This window comes from Sinorhizobium meliloti (assembly GCF_017876815.1).
Classification (GTDB): domain Bacteria; phylum Pseudomonadota; class Alphaproteobacteria; order Rhizobiales; family Rhizobiaceae; genus Sinorhizobium; species Sinorhizobium meliloti.
In genome coordinates this window covers 434643-448785 of the sequence record NZ_JAGIOS010000001.1, presented here as the reverse complement: position 1 = coordinate 448785, position 14143 = coordinate 434643, and the positions used below count along the sequence as shown (strand labels likewise).

The following is a 14143-nucleotide window of genomic DNA, read 5'->3' as shown; positions in this document are numbered from 1 at the left end:
GCGGGCAGCTCCGGTCAACAGGAGGGAATGACGATGGCATTTCAATTGAAGCGGCGGACGCTGTTCGCGGCAGGCGCGGGCGCGTTGGCGGCACCAGGCCTGCTTGCAGGTATTGCCGGTGCTCAGGAAACGGCGGAAAAGGACGGCATGGGCAAGAGCGCGGACTTCAGGACATTGAAACTCGGAAGTTTCAAGGTGACGGTGATCAGCGACGGGACGCGCGCCGCGGACAAGCCGCACGAGATCTTCGGTACCGATCAGCCTGCGGAGTCGGTCTCCAAGCTTCTGGAACAGAATTTCCTGCCGACCAGCGGCTTCGTCAACGGCTTTTCCCCGGTCCTGGTCGATACCGGATCCGAGGTCGTTCTCTTCGACACTGGGCTTGGCGAAGGAGGTCGCGAGGCGGGCACGGGCAAGCTTGCGGAAGGCCTGAAGGCTGCCGGTTATGCCCCGGAACAGGTGACGGTCGTCGTCATCACTCACATGCACGGCGACCATATCGGGGGCCTGACGGAGGGTGGAAAGCCCGCTTTTGTCAATGCGCGCTATGTGACCGGACAGGTCGAGTACGACTTCTGGAAGGACGGCGCCCGCGTCGGCACGCCTGCCGAGAACGGGCACAAGGCGGTGCTGGCGAAGGTCGTGCCGCTGGCGGAAAAGATCACCTTCGTCGCGGATGGCGGCGACGTCGTGCCCGGCATCTCTGCCATGGCCGCGTTCGGTCATTCTCCGGGGCATATGATCTATCGGCTCGAGTCCGACGGCAAGGCCATGATCCTGACCGCAGACACCGCGAACCACTATGTCCTGTCGCTGCAGCGGCCCGACTGGGAGGTCCGCTTCGACATGGACAAGCCGGCCGCGAGTGCGAGCAGAAAAAAGGTCTTCGACATGATCGCAACCGACCGGCTGCCCTTCATCGGGTATCACATGCCGTTTCCGTCCGTCGGCTTCGTCGAGAGCCAGGATCAGGGCTATCGCTTCGTACCGGCGAGCTATCAGTTCGATATTTGAAGAGACGGCTTGTTGCACTGCGACAACAATTCGGCGGGGCCCATAAGATTTGGGCCCCTTGGCTATTTTCATTCCGGCGTATCCGTGTTACCAGCCCTCGCCAACTTCCAAGACAAGCCTTGAAGTCACCCGGTGGACAAGTCGCTGAGCGTCCCCGGGGATTTTTCGTTTATTTGAAGAGGAACTGGCCATGGCGCGCATCATCGAAACGGCAACCGGTCTGGAGGCTTTGACCTTCGACGACGTCCTGCTCCAGCCAGGGCATTCCGAGGTGATGCCGGGCCAGACGAATATCGCCACCCGTATCGCACAGGACATCGAACTCAATCTTCCGATCCTCTCGGCGGCCATGGATACCGTCACCGAGGCGCGGCTCGCGATCGCCATGGCACAAGCCGGCGGCATCGGCGTCATCCACCGCAACCTGACGCCCGCCGAACAGGCGGAAGAAGTCCGGCAGGTCAAGAAGTTCGAAAGCGGCATGGTCGTCAATCCGGTCACGATCGGCCCGGATGCGACGCTTGCGGATGCTCTGGGCCTGATGAAGGCGCACGGCATCTCCGGCATTCCGGTCGTGGAAAACGGCGGCCTGGGCGGGCAGACGCAGGGGCGCCTCGTCGGCATCCTCACCAACCGCGACGTCCGCTTCGCTTCCGATCCTTCTCAGAAGATCTACGAATTGATGACGCGGGAAAACCTCATCACCGTGAAGGAAAGCGTCGATCAGCAGGAAGCAAAGCGCCTTCTGCACAAGCACCGCATCGAGAAGCTCCTCGTGGTCGATCCCGAAGGACGCTGCGTCGGCCTGATCACGGTCAAGGACATCGAAAAGTCCCAGCTCAACCCGAACGCCGCCAAGGATGCGCAGGGCCGGCTTCGCGCCGCCGCCGCCGTCAGCGTCGGTGACGACGGTTTCGAGCGTGCCGAGCGGCTTATCGATGCCGGCGTCGACATGATCGTCGTCGATACCGCCCACGGCCATTCGCAGCGCGTGCTCGATGCGGTGGCACGCGTGAAGAAGCTTTCCAACTCGGTGCGCATCATGGCGGGCAACGTCGCGACGGGGGACGGTACCAAGGCGCTGATCGACGCCGGGGCGGATGCGGTCAAGGTCGGCATCGGCCCCGGCTCGATCTGCACGACGCGCATCGTCGCCGGGGTCGGCGTGCCCCAGCTCGCCGCGATCATGGCGGCCGTCGATGCCGCGCAGGCCGCGGGCATCCCGATCATCGCCGACGGCGGCATCAAATTTTCGGGCGACGTTGCCAAGGCGATCGCTGCCGGCGCTTCGGCCGTGATGATCGGCTCGCTGCTCGCCGGAACGGAGGAGAGCCCCGGAGAGGTCTTCCTCTACCAGGGCCGGTCCTTCAAGGCCTATCGCGGCATGGGGTCCGTCGGCGCCATGGCGCGCGGATCGGCCGACCGCTATTTCCAGGCAGAGGTCCGTGACACGCTGAAGCTCGTGCCCGAAGGCATCGAGGGACAGGTGCCTTACAAGGGGCCGGTCTCCGGCGTCCTGCACCAGCTCGCCGGCGGCCTGCGCGCCTCCATGGGCTATGTCGGCGGGGCCACGATCAAGGATTACCAGGAGCGCGCCACCTTCGTTCGCATCTCCGGCGCCGGCCTCCGCGAGAGCCATGCCCATGACGTGACGATCACCCGCGAGAGCCCGAACTATCCGGGCGGCGCCTGATATCATCGGCGGACGCCGTCCGGCGTCCGCCATGTCCATTGCTGACGCTGAAGAGCACCGATGACAGGCTTCGGAATATTCTGGCCGATGGTGGCCCATGTCGCGCTTGTTTTTGCGCTCTATGCGCTCCTTTCCACGCGTCGGGCATCGCTCATCAGGACGGGCAAGATCGACGCTTCCCTCTTCCGGGAAAACCGCGACGAGCCGGGCGAGAGCCTTATCGTGCGGAACAGCATCGCGAACCAGTTCGAGCTGCCTGTTCTCTTTCATCTCTGCTGCGTGCTGCTCTACCTCACCGAGGCGGACAATCTCCTTTCGCTTGGCCTCGCCTGGCTTTTCGTGGCGCTGCGTTATGCTCACGCCTTCATCCACGTCACCAGCAATCGGCTTCGCTATCGCCAGCCGCTGTTCATGGCGGGTTTCCTTGTGCTCGTCGCGATGTGGACATGGCTTTCCGTCTGGATGGCGATGAGCTGAGGTAACGCAGTTTTGTAAGTCCGTGACCGCGCCGCTGACCTATCCTGTCGCCGGGTGGTCTGCTGCCGCCTGCTACAGCGACATTTGATCTGCCACAGCCCCAGGGAGAGCGTCATGAACAAGCCTGTCATCACCCAGGCGATGATCGATGCCTATGACGAATATACCCATCTCACTTTGGATCGCCGCCGTTTCATGGAGAGATTGACGGCGCTCGCGGGTACGGCTGCGGCCGCCGCCGCAATCGCGCCGATGCTGGCTGCCAACAGTGCCAAAGCCGAAATGATCGCCGAGACGGACGAGCGTATCAAGGGAGAGGACATCACCTATCCCGGCGCCGACGGCGAAATGAAGGGATATCTCGTCAGACCCGCCGATGCCTCGGGCAAGCTTCCCGCCGTCATCGTCATTCACGAGAATCGTGGCCTGAACCCGCACATAAGAGACGTTGCGCGCCGCATGGCGCTCGAAGGTTTCGTGGCGCTTGCGCCCGATTTCCTGTCGCCTGACGGTGGGACACCCGATGACGAGGACAAGGCGCGGGAGATGATCAGCGCACTCGACGCAACCGAGACGAATGCGAATGCCGTCGCCACCGTGAGCTTTCTGAAAGGCCATGCGGAAAGCACAGGCAATGTCGGCGCGATCGGATTTTGCTGGGGCGGCGGTCTCGTCAACAGGCTTGCCGTGAACGCACCCGATCTCAAGGCCGGCGTGGCCTATTACGGTGCCCAGGCGAAGGCCGAGGACGTGCCGAAGATCAAGGCGGCGCTGCTGCTGCATTACGCCGGGCTCGACGAGCGCATCAATGCCGGCATAGAGGCCTACCGCAAGGCGCTGACGGAAAACGGCAAGGACGTGACGATCCACGTCTATGAAGGTGCGAACCACGCCTTCAACAACGATACCTCGGCGGCGCGGTACAACAAGGAGGCGGCCGACCTCGCCTGGCAGCGGACCGTCGAATTCCTGAAGACGAAGCTGGTTTGATCATGCGGCCGGAAGAGGCGCAGCTTTCGCCGCGCCTCTTCCGGCCGCGGCGGCGTCCCGTGAGACCTTCCGGGCGCAGGCGGATATGGCGTTTGCAAGTGCGTCCATGTCGCGCGGCCGCGGGTTGCTGCGCCGCCAGATGAGCCCGATCTCGCGAGAGGGCTCCGGGGCGGCGAAGGGCACGATCCGGATCGCGTTGCGTGCGGCTTCGCTCGGTATCGCGATCTCGGGAATGAGCGTCATTCCCATGCCGTTTGCCACCATCTGCAAAAGCGTTGCCATCGACGTGGCGCCGAAACTCAGGAGCTGCCGTTTGCCGGCCGTATTGCAGACGGCCAGCGCCTGATCGCGCAGGCAATGGCCTTCTTCGAGCAACAGCAACTGCGAAATATCCACCTGCTCTTCCGTCATCGGCGACATGAGCACCTGCCGGTCGTTCTCCGCCACGGCCATATAGAAGCGATCGGAAAACAGCGCCCGGGTAACGATGCCGTCCCCATCGACCGGCAGCGCCGCCACGACCGCATCGAGCCGGCCGTCGCCGAGATCGGCGATGAGCCGATCGGTGAGCGACTCCTTGAGCTCTATGTCGATCGCCGGGTACCGTTCGCGCAGGTAGGGAATGAGCCTCGGTACGAGATAGGGCGCGAGCGTCGGGATGACCCCGAGGCGGACCCGCCCTTCGAGAGTGCCCGTATTTGTCCGGGCGCTCTCCTCCAATCTGCCGACATCCGCGAGGATGGAACGCACCTGTGCCAGCACTTCCTCGCCCTTGACGGTCAGGAAAACGCCGGCGCGGCTCCGTTCCACCAGCTTCACGCCCAGATGTTCTTCCATCTCCATGATCTGCGCAGAGAGTGCCGGCTGGCTGACATGGGTGAGTTCGGCCGCCTTGCCGAAGTGGCGAGCGGCCGCGAGGGCATCGAAGTAACGCATCTGCCTGAGTGTCAACATGATAGGAAAATCTTATCGTAAATGGCAGGAAATACAATTGGAGATTATCGTCGTGGGATGGGAGAAACCAGTGCCAAGGCATTCCATGCACTGTGGCGATCGTGGCCGCTGTCGTTCAGCCGTCACGCTCTTCAGCGAGCATCGGAAGCCGAAACATCGAAACAGGAGGGATGTGATGACAGATCGTCCGACGATCACCACCACCGCCGGGGCGCCGGTGCCGGACAACCAGAATTCGCTGACGGCAGGCCCGCGTGGCGGCATCATGCTGCAGGATTATCAGCTCATCGAGAAGCTGGCGCACCAGAACCGCGAGCGCATTCCGGAACGCGTCGTCCATGCCAAGGGCTGGGGTGCTTTCGGCTCGCTGAAGATCACCGGCGACATCTCGCAATACACCAGGGCGAAGTGTCTCCAGCCCGGCGCGGAAACGCCGATGCTGGCCCGCTTCTCGACCGTTGCCGGCGAACAGGGCGCCGCCGACCACGAGCGCGACGTCCGCGGTTTCGCGCTGAAATTCTACACCGATGAAGGCAACTGGGACCTCGTCGGCAACAATACGCCGGTCTTCTTCATTCGCGATCCCTACAAGTTCCCCGACTTCATCCACACGCAGAAGCGTCATCCGAAGACCAATCTCCGTTCCGCCACTGCCATGTGGGACTACTGGTCCCTGTCGCCGGAAAGCCTGCATCAGGTGACGATCCTGATGTCCGACCGCGGCCTCCCGCAGACGCCGATGCATATGAACGGCTACGGCTCGCACACCTATTCCTTCTGGAACGACGCGGGCGAACGCTATTGGGTCAAGTTCCACTTCAAAACCCAGCAGGGCCATAAGTTCTTCACCAACGAGGAAGGCGAGGCGGTCATCGGCAAGACCCGCGAGGGCTATCAGGAGTCACTGTTCTACGCCATCGAGAACGGCGAGTTCCCGCGCTGGACGGTGCAGGTGCAGATCATGCCGGAGCTCGACGTCGAGAAGACGCCCTACAACCCGTTCGACCTGACCAAGGTCTGGCCGCATGCCGACTACCCGCCGGTCGAGATCGGCGTGCTGGAGCTGAACCGCAACCCGGAAAACTATTTTGCCGAGATCGAGAACGCAGCCTTCTCGCCCTCCAATATCGTGCCCGGCATCGGCTTCTCGCCGGACAAGGTGCTGCAGGCCCGCATCTTCTCCTATGCGGACGCCCACCGCTACCGCCTCGGCACGCATTACGAGCACATCCCGGTCAACCAGCCGCGCTGCCCGGTTCACCACTATCATCGCGATGGTCAGATGAACACCTATGGCGGCATTCGCACCGGCAATCCGGACGCCTATTACGAGCCCAACTCCTTCAATGGCCCGGCCGAACAGCCGCTGGCCAAGGAACCGCCGCTCAGAATAGACGGCGACATGTCCCGCTACGACCACCGCGTCGGCAATGACGACTACGTCCAGGTGCGGGCGCTGTTCGGCCTCTTCGACGAAGGGCAGAAGTCGCGCCTCTTCTCCAACATCGCGGCCGCCATGGGCGGCGTCCCGGGCGAGATCATCGAGCGGCAGCTCATTCATTTCGCCCGTGTCCACCCGGAATACGAAGCGGGCGTCCGCCAGGCACTGAAGACCGCCCACGGCTACGAGGCGGACACGATCAGCACGGCGGCCGAGTAATCAGGGGCCCATTCCCGACAAGCGCGAAGGCCACGCCTCAGCAAGGCGTGGCCTTCGTCATTGGAGGAGCCGTGTAAGACGGCTCACCAGCCCGGCAGCATATGGCTCTGCCTGAGGCGCGGGTAACGCGGATAGCCCTTGAGATCGCCTTCGAGATCGTCGTTGACGGTGATGGGCGTGATGTTGTCGAGGCAGGCGGTAATATGATTGGTGATCGCGTTCGACAGCGACGGCGAAAGGCCGGGGCGCTTCATGATGCCGATCTGCACCGGCGCCAGCGACGGGAAGCCGTCCGCCAGCGTCAGCACCTTCATGCCCGGTCGCAGTGCCGACTCCGGAAGCACGGAGACCGCCATGCCGGCGAGCACCGCGGCGGCAACGACGGTCGAGGACCAGCTCGTGAACAGGATCTGATATTCCTTGCCGGTGGCGTCGAGCGCCGCGCAGGCAGCCTGCCGCCACTGACAGTCGCGCCGGCCGACCGCAAGCGGGATCGGGGCATTCTCGGGCAGCGGATGATTGATGGAGCTTACCCAGCAGAGCGGTTCGGTCCGTACGACGTCGGAAGCCCGCGCACGCGGATTGTGGGTGACGAGCGCGATGTCGAGATCGCCCTTCGCCATTTTTTCCGCGAGGTCCACCGAAGGCTCGCAGATGATGTAGAGCTCGACGTTTGGGTGCGTCTTGGCGAAGCGGACGATGATTTCGGGCATGTAGCGGTCCGCGTAGTCGTCCGGTGTGCCGATCCGCAACGTTCCCTCGAGCCGGTTGTCGTCGAAGGAGGCGATCGCCTCATTGTTGAGGCGGATCATCCGGCGGGCAAAGTTGAGGAGCCTGTCGCCCTCGACGGTCAGCCGGTTGCCCCGGCCATCCTTCATGAAAAGCGGCTTGCCGATCCGTTCTTCGAGGCGTCGCATCTGCATCGACACGGCGGATTGGGTCTTGAAGACACGGTCGGCCGCCTTGGTGAAGCTGCCCGTATCTGCAATGGCTACGAAGGTTTGCAGCTGGTCAATATCGAGCGGTGCGGACATGGCCGGAATACCTATAAGATTGTTTGATGAATATCATTAAAAACATTCGTTGGACTGATCAATAAGGATTTGCGAATGATAATCCGCAAATCACGTCAATCTTTCCGGCCAAAATAGTCGCCGGTTCGCCAAAAGTATTTCGGCCTGCCCCTGCGAAAGACCTCCCCGCAGGGGACGGGTTTCTTCGTGCCCGCGAAAAGGAGTTCCGTCATGCGCACGACCCACCACGCCTCCGGTTTTGGCCTCGTTGCGAGCAGGCAGTCGCCTGCAGCCCGCACGACAGGCATCGTCGGCGTGCTGACGGCCGTCTGGCGCCTCTATCGAAACCGCTGCCAGATCGCCCGCCTGCAGGATCTCGACGATCGTCAGTTGCTGGACATGGGTTTGAAACGCGAAGACCTGCACGAGGCGCTGACCTCGGCCTTCTTCGAAAACCCGGGCAGCTACCTGACGCGCGCCTCACGCAATCGGGCGAACCTCTTCTACAGGGGAGTGCGCCACGATTGACCCCTCATGGCGCGTCCCGCCGCCTCGGATGCGCCAGTGCGGCATGATCTGCGAAATCTTCGCCCTCGCGCGGATCATGCCGCGAAATTCGCACAGTGCCGACGGCACCTGAAAGTTCCCCGCAGGGTATGAGCCAATAGACCCTGCTGCTTGCCCGGTACATGCCAAGACATGTACCGGGCTTTTTTTGCGCGAGAGCGGGGCGCTGTAGGCTCTGACGCCGCTTTCCCTCACAGCTATTATTGACATGTTCCCAATTTGGGAATATCCAAGGGTCCATGCAAATCATAGCGAAGTCCACGTTGAGAGCGTTTTGGGAAAAGCACCCTCAAGCAGAAACGCCTCTCAAAACGTGGCACGCGGTGGTTAGGAACGCCAACTGGGCGGGCCCGTCCGATGTGAAGTCGATGTTCGGTGCCAACGTGGATTTTGTGAGCGACAATCGCATCATTTTCGACATATCAGGCCATAAATATCGCCTTGTCGTTCACGTCGCGTACCCGTTCAAAAGAGTGCTGATCAAGTTTATGGGCACCCATGATGAATACGACAAGATCAACCCGGAGAAAGTGTAATGGACAATATTCGCGCCATAAGGAACGATGATGACCTTGCATGGGCCATCCACGAGGTCTCGAAATACTTCGATCAGCCGCCTGAAACCGGAACCGAGGAAGCGGACCGTTTCGATATTCTCTCGACCCTGATCGAGGCTTACGAAAACGAGCATCACCCGATCGAAGCTCCTGAGCCCGTTGAGTTGATCAAGGCGCACATGGAGATGTTCGGCCGTACGCAGGCAGATTTGGCGGCACTTTTCGGCTCCCGTTCCAGGGCCTCCGAAATCTTGAGCAAAAGGCGCGCTCTTACCGTCGATATGATCCGCAGACTTCACAAAGAATGGGGCATCCCAACCGACTGCCTGGTCGAACCGTATCATCTTGTTGAGCCAGAGCGTGCCTACGCATAGCGCTTGGCACGAGCCGTAGAAAGCGAACAACCGCCCTCATCCGCCTGCAAATTCCGACGGCTACGCCTTGCCGCCCGAGCCGCCCTTGTGGCTCTCGAACAGCGCGTCGATGCTTTTCTGATATTCCTTCTGCATCTCCAGGCCGCTGTCGAAGAGGCTGTTCATCGCCTGCGAAAACTGGGCAAAAGCTGGGTTATCGGTCGGTGCTTTCTCGGTCGTGCCGGCGCCTCCCATCATCTCCCGATAGGCCTTGAAGAAGGGATTGTCGGCGAATAGGTCGGCTGCTTTCGGCTTATCCCCGGCCCTGCCCATTTCTCCCGCCTTGCCCACGCCGAAGAAGCCCTGCATCGCCTGGGCGAAAGGATTGTCGAAGGGGTCGGACTGCGGTTCGGGCTTCTTGGCGAAGCCCGTCGCCTCCATCCATTGCTGCATCAGCGTCATCATCGGATTGTCGGCGAGCCCACCGCTCATCTGCCCCGTGGTCTGCTTGAAGAGACCCCCCATCAGCGTGCTCGCCATCACCGGGAGCATCTGCTTGTAGATCTCCTGGCCGATCCCCGTCATCTGTGCCGCCTGCGCCGCGATCGCGCGCGACATTTCCTTCGAGCCGAAAAGCTGGCCGAGAATGCCGTTGCCATCGGCGACGCCCTGGGGTGTGAACGCCTGGCTGATGTCTTCGAAATACCGGGCGTAATTGCCGGTCGAGAGCGCCGTCAGCAGCGCGCCGAAGTCGTAGGGGTTCGTGGTATTGTGCTTGAAGCCGGTGGAGAATGCGGGCATCAGCGCGGCCGTGGCTTTCGCCATCTGCTCCTGCGCGAGCCCGAATTGCTTCGCCATCAGTTCGATGGCGTGGCCGTTCTGCGCCTGAGCGAACATGTCAAAAAGCGGTGCCATTGGCGTTCCTTCCCGGACGAGACGCATGTCCTTGCACTATAACGGGAATTGGAGGGCTGGAAACCGCTTTTTCGAAAGCGCCGGACGGGGGCGGAACGAGCCTGTCCGCGGCGCTCCGTCCGGATAAAGGGTCCGCTCAGTATTGGTAGTCGGCAAAAACCGGTTCGACCGATTCGTTCCAGCGGCCGTGATAAAGCGAGAGCATGTCTTCCGCGAGCGTCGCCTTCTTCGCCAGCACTTCGTCAAGCGGTGCCAGGAACTGGCTTTCGTCGATGCCGTCGCCGTTCAGCCGGTTGCGGCGCTTGAGACCGTTGCGCGAAATGGTGAGAACCTCGCGTGCGACATCGAAGAGCGACCTCGACCGGAATTCGGCCGCGAGCGCTTTTGCGGGCACGGCATCTCTGAGTGCCAGGACCTCTTCGTAACCCCAGTCGCGGGTCAATTCCTCGGCCGCCGACAGGGCCTCGTCATCGTAGAGCAGGCCCACCCAGAACGCCGGCAGGGCGCAGATCCGCCGCCACGGACCACCGTCTGCCCCGCGCATTTCCAGGAAACGCTTCAGACGGACGTCGGGAAAGAGGGTCGACAGATGATTGGTCCAGTCGCCCATCGTCGGCTGCCACTCGGCGATTTCGCCCTTCAGCGCCCCGTTCATGAACTGGCGGAAGGTGACATGGGTGCAGTCATGATAATGCCCGCCGCGGACGACGAAATACATGGGAACGTCGAGCGCCCATTCCATGTAGTCGCTGAAGCCGAAGTCCGGCTTGAAGGCCGTCGGCAACAGGCCCGAGCGCTGGTTGTCGGTATCGCGCCAGATGTCTCCCCGCCAGGAAAGCAGCCCGTTCGGCTTACCTTCGGTGAAGGGGGAGCTTGCAAAGAGGGCGGTGGCGAGCGGCTGCAGCTTCAGGGAGACCTGCATCTTCCGCCGCATGTCCTCTTCCGAGGAGAAGTCGAGGTTAACCTGGATCGTGCTGGTGCGATACATCATGTCGAGGCCCTTGCTGCCCACCTTGGGCATGTAGCGCGTCATGATGGCGTAGCGCGACTTCGGCATGCGCGGCGTCTCGGCGAAGCTCCATTTCGGACTGCCGCCGATGCCGAGGAAACGGATGCCGAGCGGTTCGGCGATTTCTCGAAGCACTGCCAGGTGCTGGTTGGATTCCTTGCAGGTCTGATGGAGGTTCTCGAGCGGCGCGCCGGAAAGCTCGAATTGCCCTCCCGGCTCGAGCGAGATCGCTCCATTGCCTGAGGGCTCGGCAAGGCCGATGACGTTCCCCTCGTCCATGATCGGCTCCCAGCCGTTCCTTTCGGCCATACCGTTCAGGAGCGCCTGGATGCTGGCATCGCCGAAATAGGGCACCGGGCTGTTGTCCGCCTTGAAGAAGGCGAACTTCTCATGTTCGGTGCCGATCCGGAACTTTTCCTTCGGCTTCGATCCCGATGCCAGATAGGCGGTCAGTTCAGCGACAGAGGTAACCGGCGTCTGGTCGGTAGTGTCTCGGGCCATGTTCGTCTTCTTTGCCTGGGGCGGCTCCTGCGGGGTCAGCAGGATCGGATGGAGTGCTTGAACCGTAATCAAGTGCGGCGCAAGTCAATTTCTTTCAAGATGCCCTCAAAAAAACTAGGGGCAAGCGGATGGACGGCTCATCGCCAGTCGCCGAGTGTCGCCTGAATGACGGCCATCGCAGCCACTGCCGCGGTATCGGCGCGCAGGATGCGCGGCCCGAGAGGGATCGCCGTCACGAAGTCACGGCTCCGCAACAGGTCCCGCTCCGCCTCCGAAAAGCCGCCCTCCGGCCCGATCAGGAGCGCCAGCCGGCGTTCGGCAATTCCCTCGAGGATGGGCAGTGGATTCTGGCTGTCGTTTCCCTCGTCGCAGAAGACGATGCGCCGGTCGCGCGGCCAGTCGATGAGGAGGTCCTCGAGCTTGCGCGGTTCCTCGACTGCCGGAATGCCGAGCACGCCGCATTGCTCGGCCGCTTCGATGACATTGGCGCGGACGCGTTCGAGGCTGCCGATCTTGCCCTGGACATGCTGCGTCATGACCGGCTGCAGAACGCCGGCACCCATCTCCACCGCCTTCTGCACGAGATAGTCGAGCCGCCCTACCTTGAGAGGCGCAAACAGGTAGACGAGATCGCAAGGGGCGGGCTGAGGGCGCGTCTGCTCGACCGCGACGAGAACCGCCTGCTTGCGCGACGGCATGGCTATCTCCGCCCGCCATTCGCCGTCCCGGCCGTTGAAGACCAGAAGCGATGAGCCTTCACCGAGGCGCAGGACGTTGATGAGATAGTTGAACTGCTCCCTTGTGGCTTCGTGTTTCGCTCCGGCGTGGAGCGGGTTCTCGATGAACAGTCGCTGCATGCGGAAATTGGCGCGCATCGGAATCGGGTACCTTCTAGAGAAACAGGCCGGAGAGGACGAGATAGAGGAAGGCCGAGAGCAGCGCCGACACGGGAACCGTGATGACCCAGGCGGCGACGATCGTCAGGAAGTGGGAGCGCCGCACCAGGCGCCGGCGACGCACTTCCGCAAAATTCGTCTCGCCCTTTTCCATGAATTCGGTCTGGCCCGTCTTGCGCCGGACATATTCGAGCCGCCGTTGCGAGTGACGCGTGTACCACTCGCGAAAGAAGCCGACGCCGAATACGGCGCCCACCGCCGTGTGGGTGGAACTGATCGGCAGGCCGAGAGCCGAGGCAAGCAGAACCGTCACGGCGGTCGCAAGCGCCACGCAGAAGGCGCGCATCGGATTGAGGCGCGTGATCTCCTCGCCGACGACACGGATCAGCAGCGGACCGTAGAGCAGAAGACCCACCGAGATGCCGAGTGCGCCGATGAGGAGTACCCAGAAGGGGGCCTCCGAATCCGCGCTCGAGATCACGCCGTCGACGGCCGAGACGATCGCCGACAGCGGGCCGATCGCGTTCGATACGTCGTTTGCGCCATGGGCGAAGGACAGCAGGGCGGCCGAGAAGATGAGCGGCAGGCGGAACAGCTTGCGAAGCGACTGGTTGCGGTTTTCGAGACCTTCCGACTGGCGGTGGATCCACGGCTTCGACACTATGTAGCAAGCGATCCCGGCCAGCCCGCCTATCGACAGGCCGGTCGGAAGCGGGACAAAAGCCAGATGATCGATGGCAAAGACCGCGACATAGGCCGTGAACGAACCGGCGGTGACACCGAGGACGACAGGCATCCAGCGCCGGGCGGCCGAGATCTTGTCATCGCGGTAGATGACGAACTCCTTGAGAAAGGCGAGGAAGAGTGCGGCAATGACCCCGCCGAGCACGGGCGAAATCGTCCAGCTCGCCGTGATGCCGGCGATCGCCCACCACTTGACGCTGGAAAGCCCGGCGGCGGCGACACCTGCGCCGATAATGCCGCCGATGAGCGAATGCGTCGTCGAAACGGGCGCACGCGAATAGGTCGCGATATTGATCCAGATCGCCGATGAGATAAGCGCCGACAGCATCACCCAGACCAGCCCTTCGGCGCCGACCAGCTGCGTGCCGTCGATGATCCCGGCCTCGATGGTCAGCGTGACCTTACGGCCGGCGATCAGCGCTCCCGCGATCTCGAACACCGCCGCAATCCCCAGCGCCACGGGCATCGATATCGCTTTTGCGCCGACCGCCGCTCCGACGTTGTTGGTGACGTCGTTGGCGCCGATGTTCATCGCCATGTAGCCCGCGACCGCCGCAGCCGCCACCACCACGGCCGCACCGGAGGCGCCCGTGAAATAGCTCGCCGCGAAGCCCATGCTGAGTATCAGGAAGAGAGCGGCAAGCCCGGGAGCAGCCAACCTGCGCATGACGTGATGCGACGCTTCCTCGGCAAGGCTGAACTTGTCGAGATCCTTGTCGAGCGTCAGCTTTTCGAGGCGCGGTCGCGGCTTGGCCAATGGCTGTTCTCCAACTGTAATATTCGCCAGTAGCGGCACAAAC

General features: G+C 62.4%; 14 protein-coding genes. 8 read left to right on the top strand and 6 right to left on the bottom strand.

Features of this window, described 5'->3' with window-relative positions:
• Positions 1–33: 33 nt before the first annotated feature.
• The 4 genes from JOH52_RS02145 to JOH52_RS02130 all read left to right on the top strand — a co-directional run bounded on the left by JOH52_RS02145 (position 34) and on the right by JOH52_RS02130 (position 4174).
• Complete coding sequence (locus JOH52_RS02145; RefSeq protein WP_013844067.1) at positions 34–1014, top strand: MBL fold metallo-hydrolase; 981 nt, start codon at positions 34–36, stop codon at positions 1012–1014.
• A gap of 190 nt (positions 1015–1204) precedes the next feature.
• Positions 1205–2707, top strand: a complete 1503-nt coding sequence (guaB, locus tag JOH52_RS02140; protein ID WP_010968796.1) for an IMP dehydrogenase — start codon at positions 1205–1207, stop codon at positions 2705–2707.
• 60 nt (positions 2708–2767) lie between these two features.
• Positions 2768–3184, top strand: coding sequence for an MAPEG family protein (locus JOH52_RS02135; protein ID WP_003527202.1), 417 nt, complete (start codon positions 2768–2770; stop codon positions 3182–3184).
• Between the two features lie 114 nt (positions 3185–3298).
• Positions 3299–4174, top strand: coding sequence for a dienelactone hydrolase family protein (locus tag JOH52_RS02130; protein ID WP_003527204.1), 876 nt, complete (start codon positions 3299–3301; stop codon positions 4172–4174).
• Here the strand turns inward: JOH52_RS02130 and oxyR are convergent, their stop codons facing one another.
• Complete coding sequence (gene oxyR, locus JOH52_RS02125) at positions 4175–5128, bottom strand: hydrogen peroxide-inducible genes activator OxyR (RefSeq protein WP_003527206.1); 954 nt, start codon at positions 5126–5128, stop codon at positions 4175–4177.
• A gap of 175 nt (positions 5129–5303) precedes the next feature.
• On the opposite strand from oxyR, the gene katA reads away from it, so the two are divergent.
• The gene (gene katA / locus JOH52_RS02120) at positions 5304–6788 is read left to right on the top strand and encodes a catalase KatA (protein WP_010968798.1); all 1485 of its coding nucleotides are present in this window, start codon (positions 5304–5306) and stop codon (positions 6786–6788) included.
• An 83-nt stretch (positions 6789–6871) separates the two neighbouring features.
• On the opposite strand, the gene JOH52_RS02115 is transcribed toward katA, so the two are convergent.
• Positions 6872–7822, bottom strand: a complete 951-nt coding sequence (locus JOH52_RS02115; RefSeq protein WP_003527211.1) for a LysR substrate-binding domain-containing protein — start codon at positions 7820–7822, stop codon at positions 6872–6874.
• A 210-nt stretch (positions 7823–8032) separates the two neighbouring features.
• Between JOH52_RS02115 and JOH52_RS02110 the strand changes: the two genes are divergently transcribed.
• The 3 genes from JOH52_RS02110 to JOH52_RS02100 all read left to right on the top strand — a co-directional run bounded on the left by JOH52_RS02110 (position 8033) and on the right by JOH52_RS02100 (position 9299).
• Positions 8033–8329, top strand: a complete 297-nt coding sequence (locus JOH52_RS02110) for a DUF1127 domain-containing protein (protein ID WP_010968799.1) — start codon at positions 8033–8035, stop codon at positions 8327–8329.
• A gap of 278 nt (positions 8330–8607) precedes the next feature.
• Positions 8608–8904 carry a type II toxin-antitoxin system HigB family toxin gene (locus tag JOH52_RS02105; protein WP_010968800.1) on the top strand — a complete coding sequence of 99 codons (297 nt, stop codon included), beginning with the start codon at positions 8608–8610 and terminating at the stop codon, positions 8902–8904.
• Positions 8904–9299, top strand: coding sequence for a helix-turn-helix domain-containing protein (locus JOH52_RS02100; RefSeq protein ID WP_003527219.1), 396 nt, complete (start codon positions 8904–8906; stop codon positions 9297–9299). The genes JOH52_RS02105 and JOH52_RS02100 overlap by 1 nt, the downstream gene beginning before the upstream one ends.
• A gap of 60 nt (positions 9300–9359) precedes the next feature.
• Here JOH52_RS02100 and JOH52_RS02095 read toward each other — a convergent pair whose 3' ends face one another.
• The 4 genes from JOH52_RS02095 to JOH52_RS02080 all read right to left on the bottom strand — a co-directional run bounded on the left by JOH52_RS02095 (position 9360) and on the right by JOH52_RS02080 (position 14100).
• Positions 9360–10193: a DUF937 domain-containing protein gene (locus tag JOH52_RS02095; RefSeq protein ID WP_010968801.1), complete on the bottom strand. Its 834-nt coding sequence runs from the start codon at positions 10191–10193 to the stop codon at positions 9360–9362.
• 136 nt (positions 10194–10329) lie between these two features.
• Positions 10330–11703: a glutamate--cysteine ligase gene (locus tag JOH52_RS02090; protein WP_026030461.1), complete on the bottom strand. Its 1374-nt coding sequence runs from the start codon at positions 11701–11703 to the stop codon at positions 10330–10332.
• Positions 11704–11840: 137 nt separating this feature from the next.
• Positions 11841–12578, bottom strand: a complete 738-nt coding sequence (locus JOH52_RS02085; protein ID WP_013844071.1) for a 16S rRNA (uracil(1498)-N(3))-methyltransferase — start codon at positions 12576–12578, stop codon at positions 11841–11843.
• Between the two features lie 16 nt (positions 12579–12594).
• Positions 12595–14100: an inorganic phosphate transporter gene (locus tag JOH52_RS02080; RefSeq protein ID WP_003527228.1), complete on the bottom strand. Its 1506-nt coding sequence runs from the start codon at positions 14098–14100 to the stop codon at positions 12595–12597.
• Between the last annotated feature and the right edge of the window lie 43 nt (positions 14101–14143).

What these genes read in the sequence shown, in the direction of transcription:
- JOH52_RS02145 (WP_013844067.1), top strand. Translation starts at nt 34, where the DNA reads ATGGCATTTCAATTGAAGCGGCGGACGCTGTTCGCGGCAGGCGCGGGC.
- guaB (WP_010968796.1), top strand. Translation starts at nt 1,205, where the DNA reads ATGGCGCGCATCATCGAAACGGCAACCGGTCTGGAGGCTTTGACCTTC.
- JOH52_RS02135 (WP_003527202.1), top strand. Translation starts at nt 2,768, where the DNA reads ATGACAGGCTTCGGAATATTCTGGCCGATGGTGGCCCATGTCGCGCTT.
- JOH52_RS02130 (WP_003527204.1), top strand. Translation starts at nt 3,299, where the DNA reads ATGAACAAGCCTGTCATCACCCAGGCGATGATCGATGCCTATGACGAA.
- oxyR (WP_003527206.1), bottom strand. Translation starts at nt 5,128, where the DNA reads ATGTTGACACTCAGGCAGATGCGTTACTTCGATGCCCTCGCGGCCGCT.
- katA (WP_010968798.1), top strand. Translation starts at nt 5,304, where the DNA reads ATGACAGATCGTCCGACGATCACCACCACCGCCGGGGCGCCGGTGCCG.
- JOH52_RS02115 (WP_003527211.1), bottom strand. Translation starts at nt 7,822, where the DNA reads ATGTCCGCACCGCTCGATATTGACCAGCTGCAAACCTTCGTAGCCATT.
- JOH52_RS02110 (WP_010968799.1), top strand. Translation starts at nt 8,033, where the DNA reads ATGCGCACGACCCACCACGCCTCCGGTTTTGGCCTCGTTGCGAGCAGG.
- JOH52_RS02105 (WP_010968800.1), top strand. Translation starts at nt 8,608, where the DNA reads ATGCAAATCATAGCGAAGTCCACGTTGAGAGCGTTTTGGGAAAAGCAC.
- JOH52_RS02100 (WP_003527219.1), top strand. Translation starts at nt 8,904, where the DNA reads ATGGACAATATTCGCGCCATAAGGAACGATGATGACCTTGCATGGGCC.
- JOH52_RS02095 (WP_010968801.1), bottom strand. Translation starts at nt 10,193, where the DNA reads ATGGCACCGCTTTTTGACATGTTCGCTCAGGCGCAGAACGGCCACGCC.
- JOH52_RS02090 (WP_026030461.1), bottom strand. Translation starts at nt 11,703, where the DNA reads ATGGCCCGAGACACTACCGACCAGACGCCGGTTACCTCTGTCGCTGAA.
- JOH52_RS02085 (WP_013844071.1), bottom strand. Translation starts at nt 12,578, where the DNA reads ATGCGCGCCAATTTCCGCATGCAGCGACTGTTCATCGAGAACCCGCTC.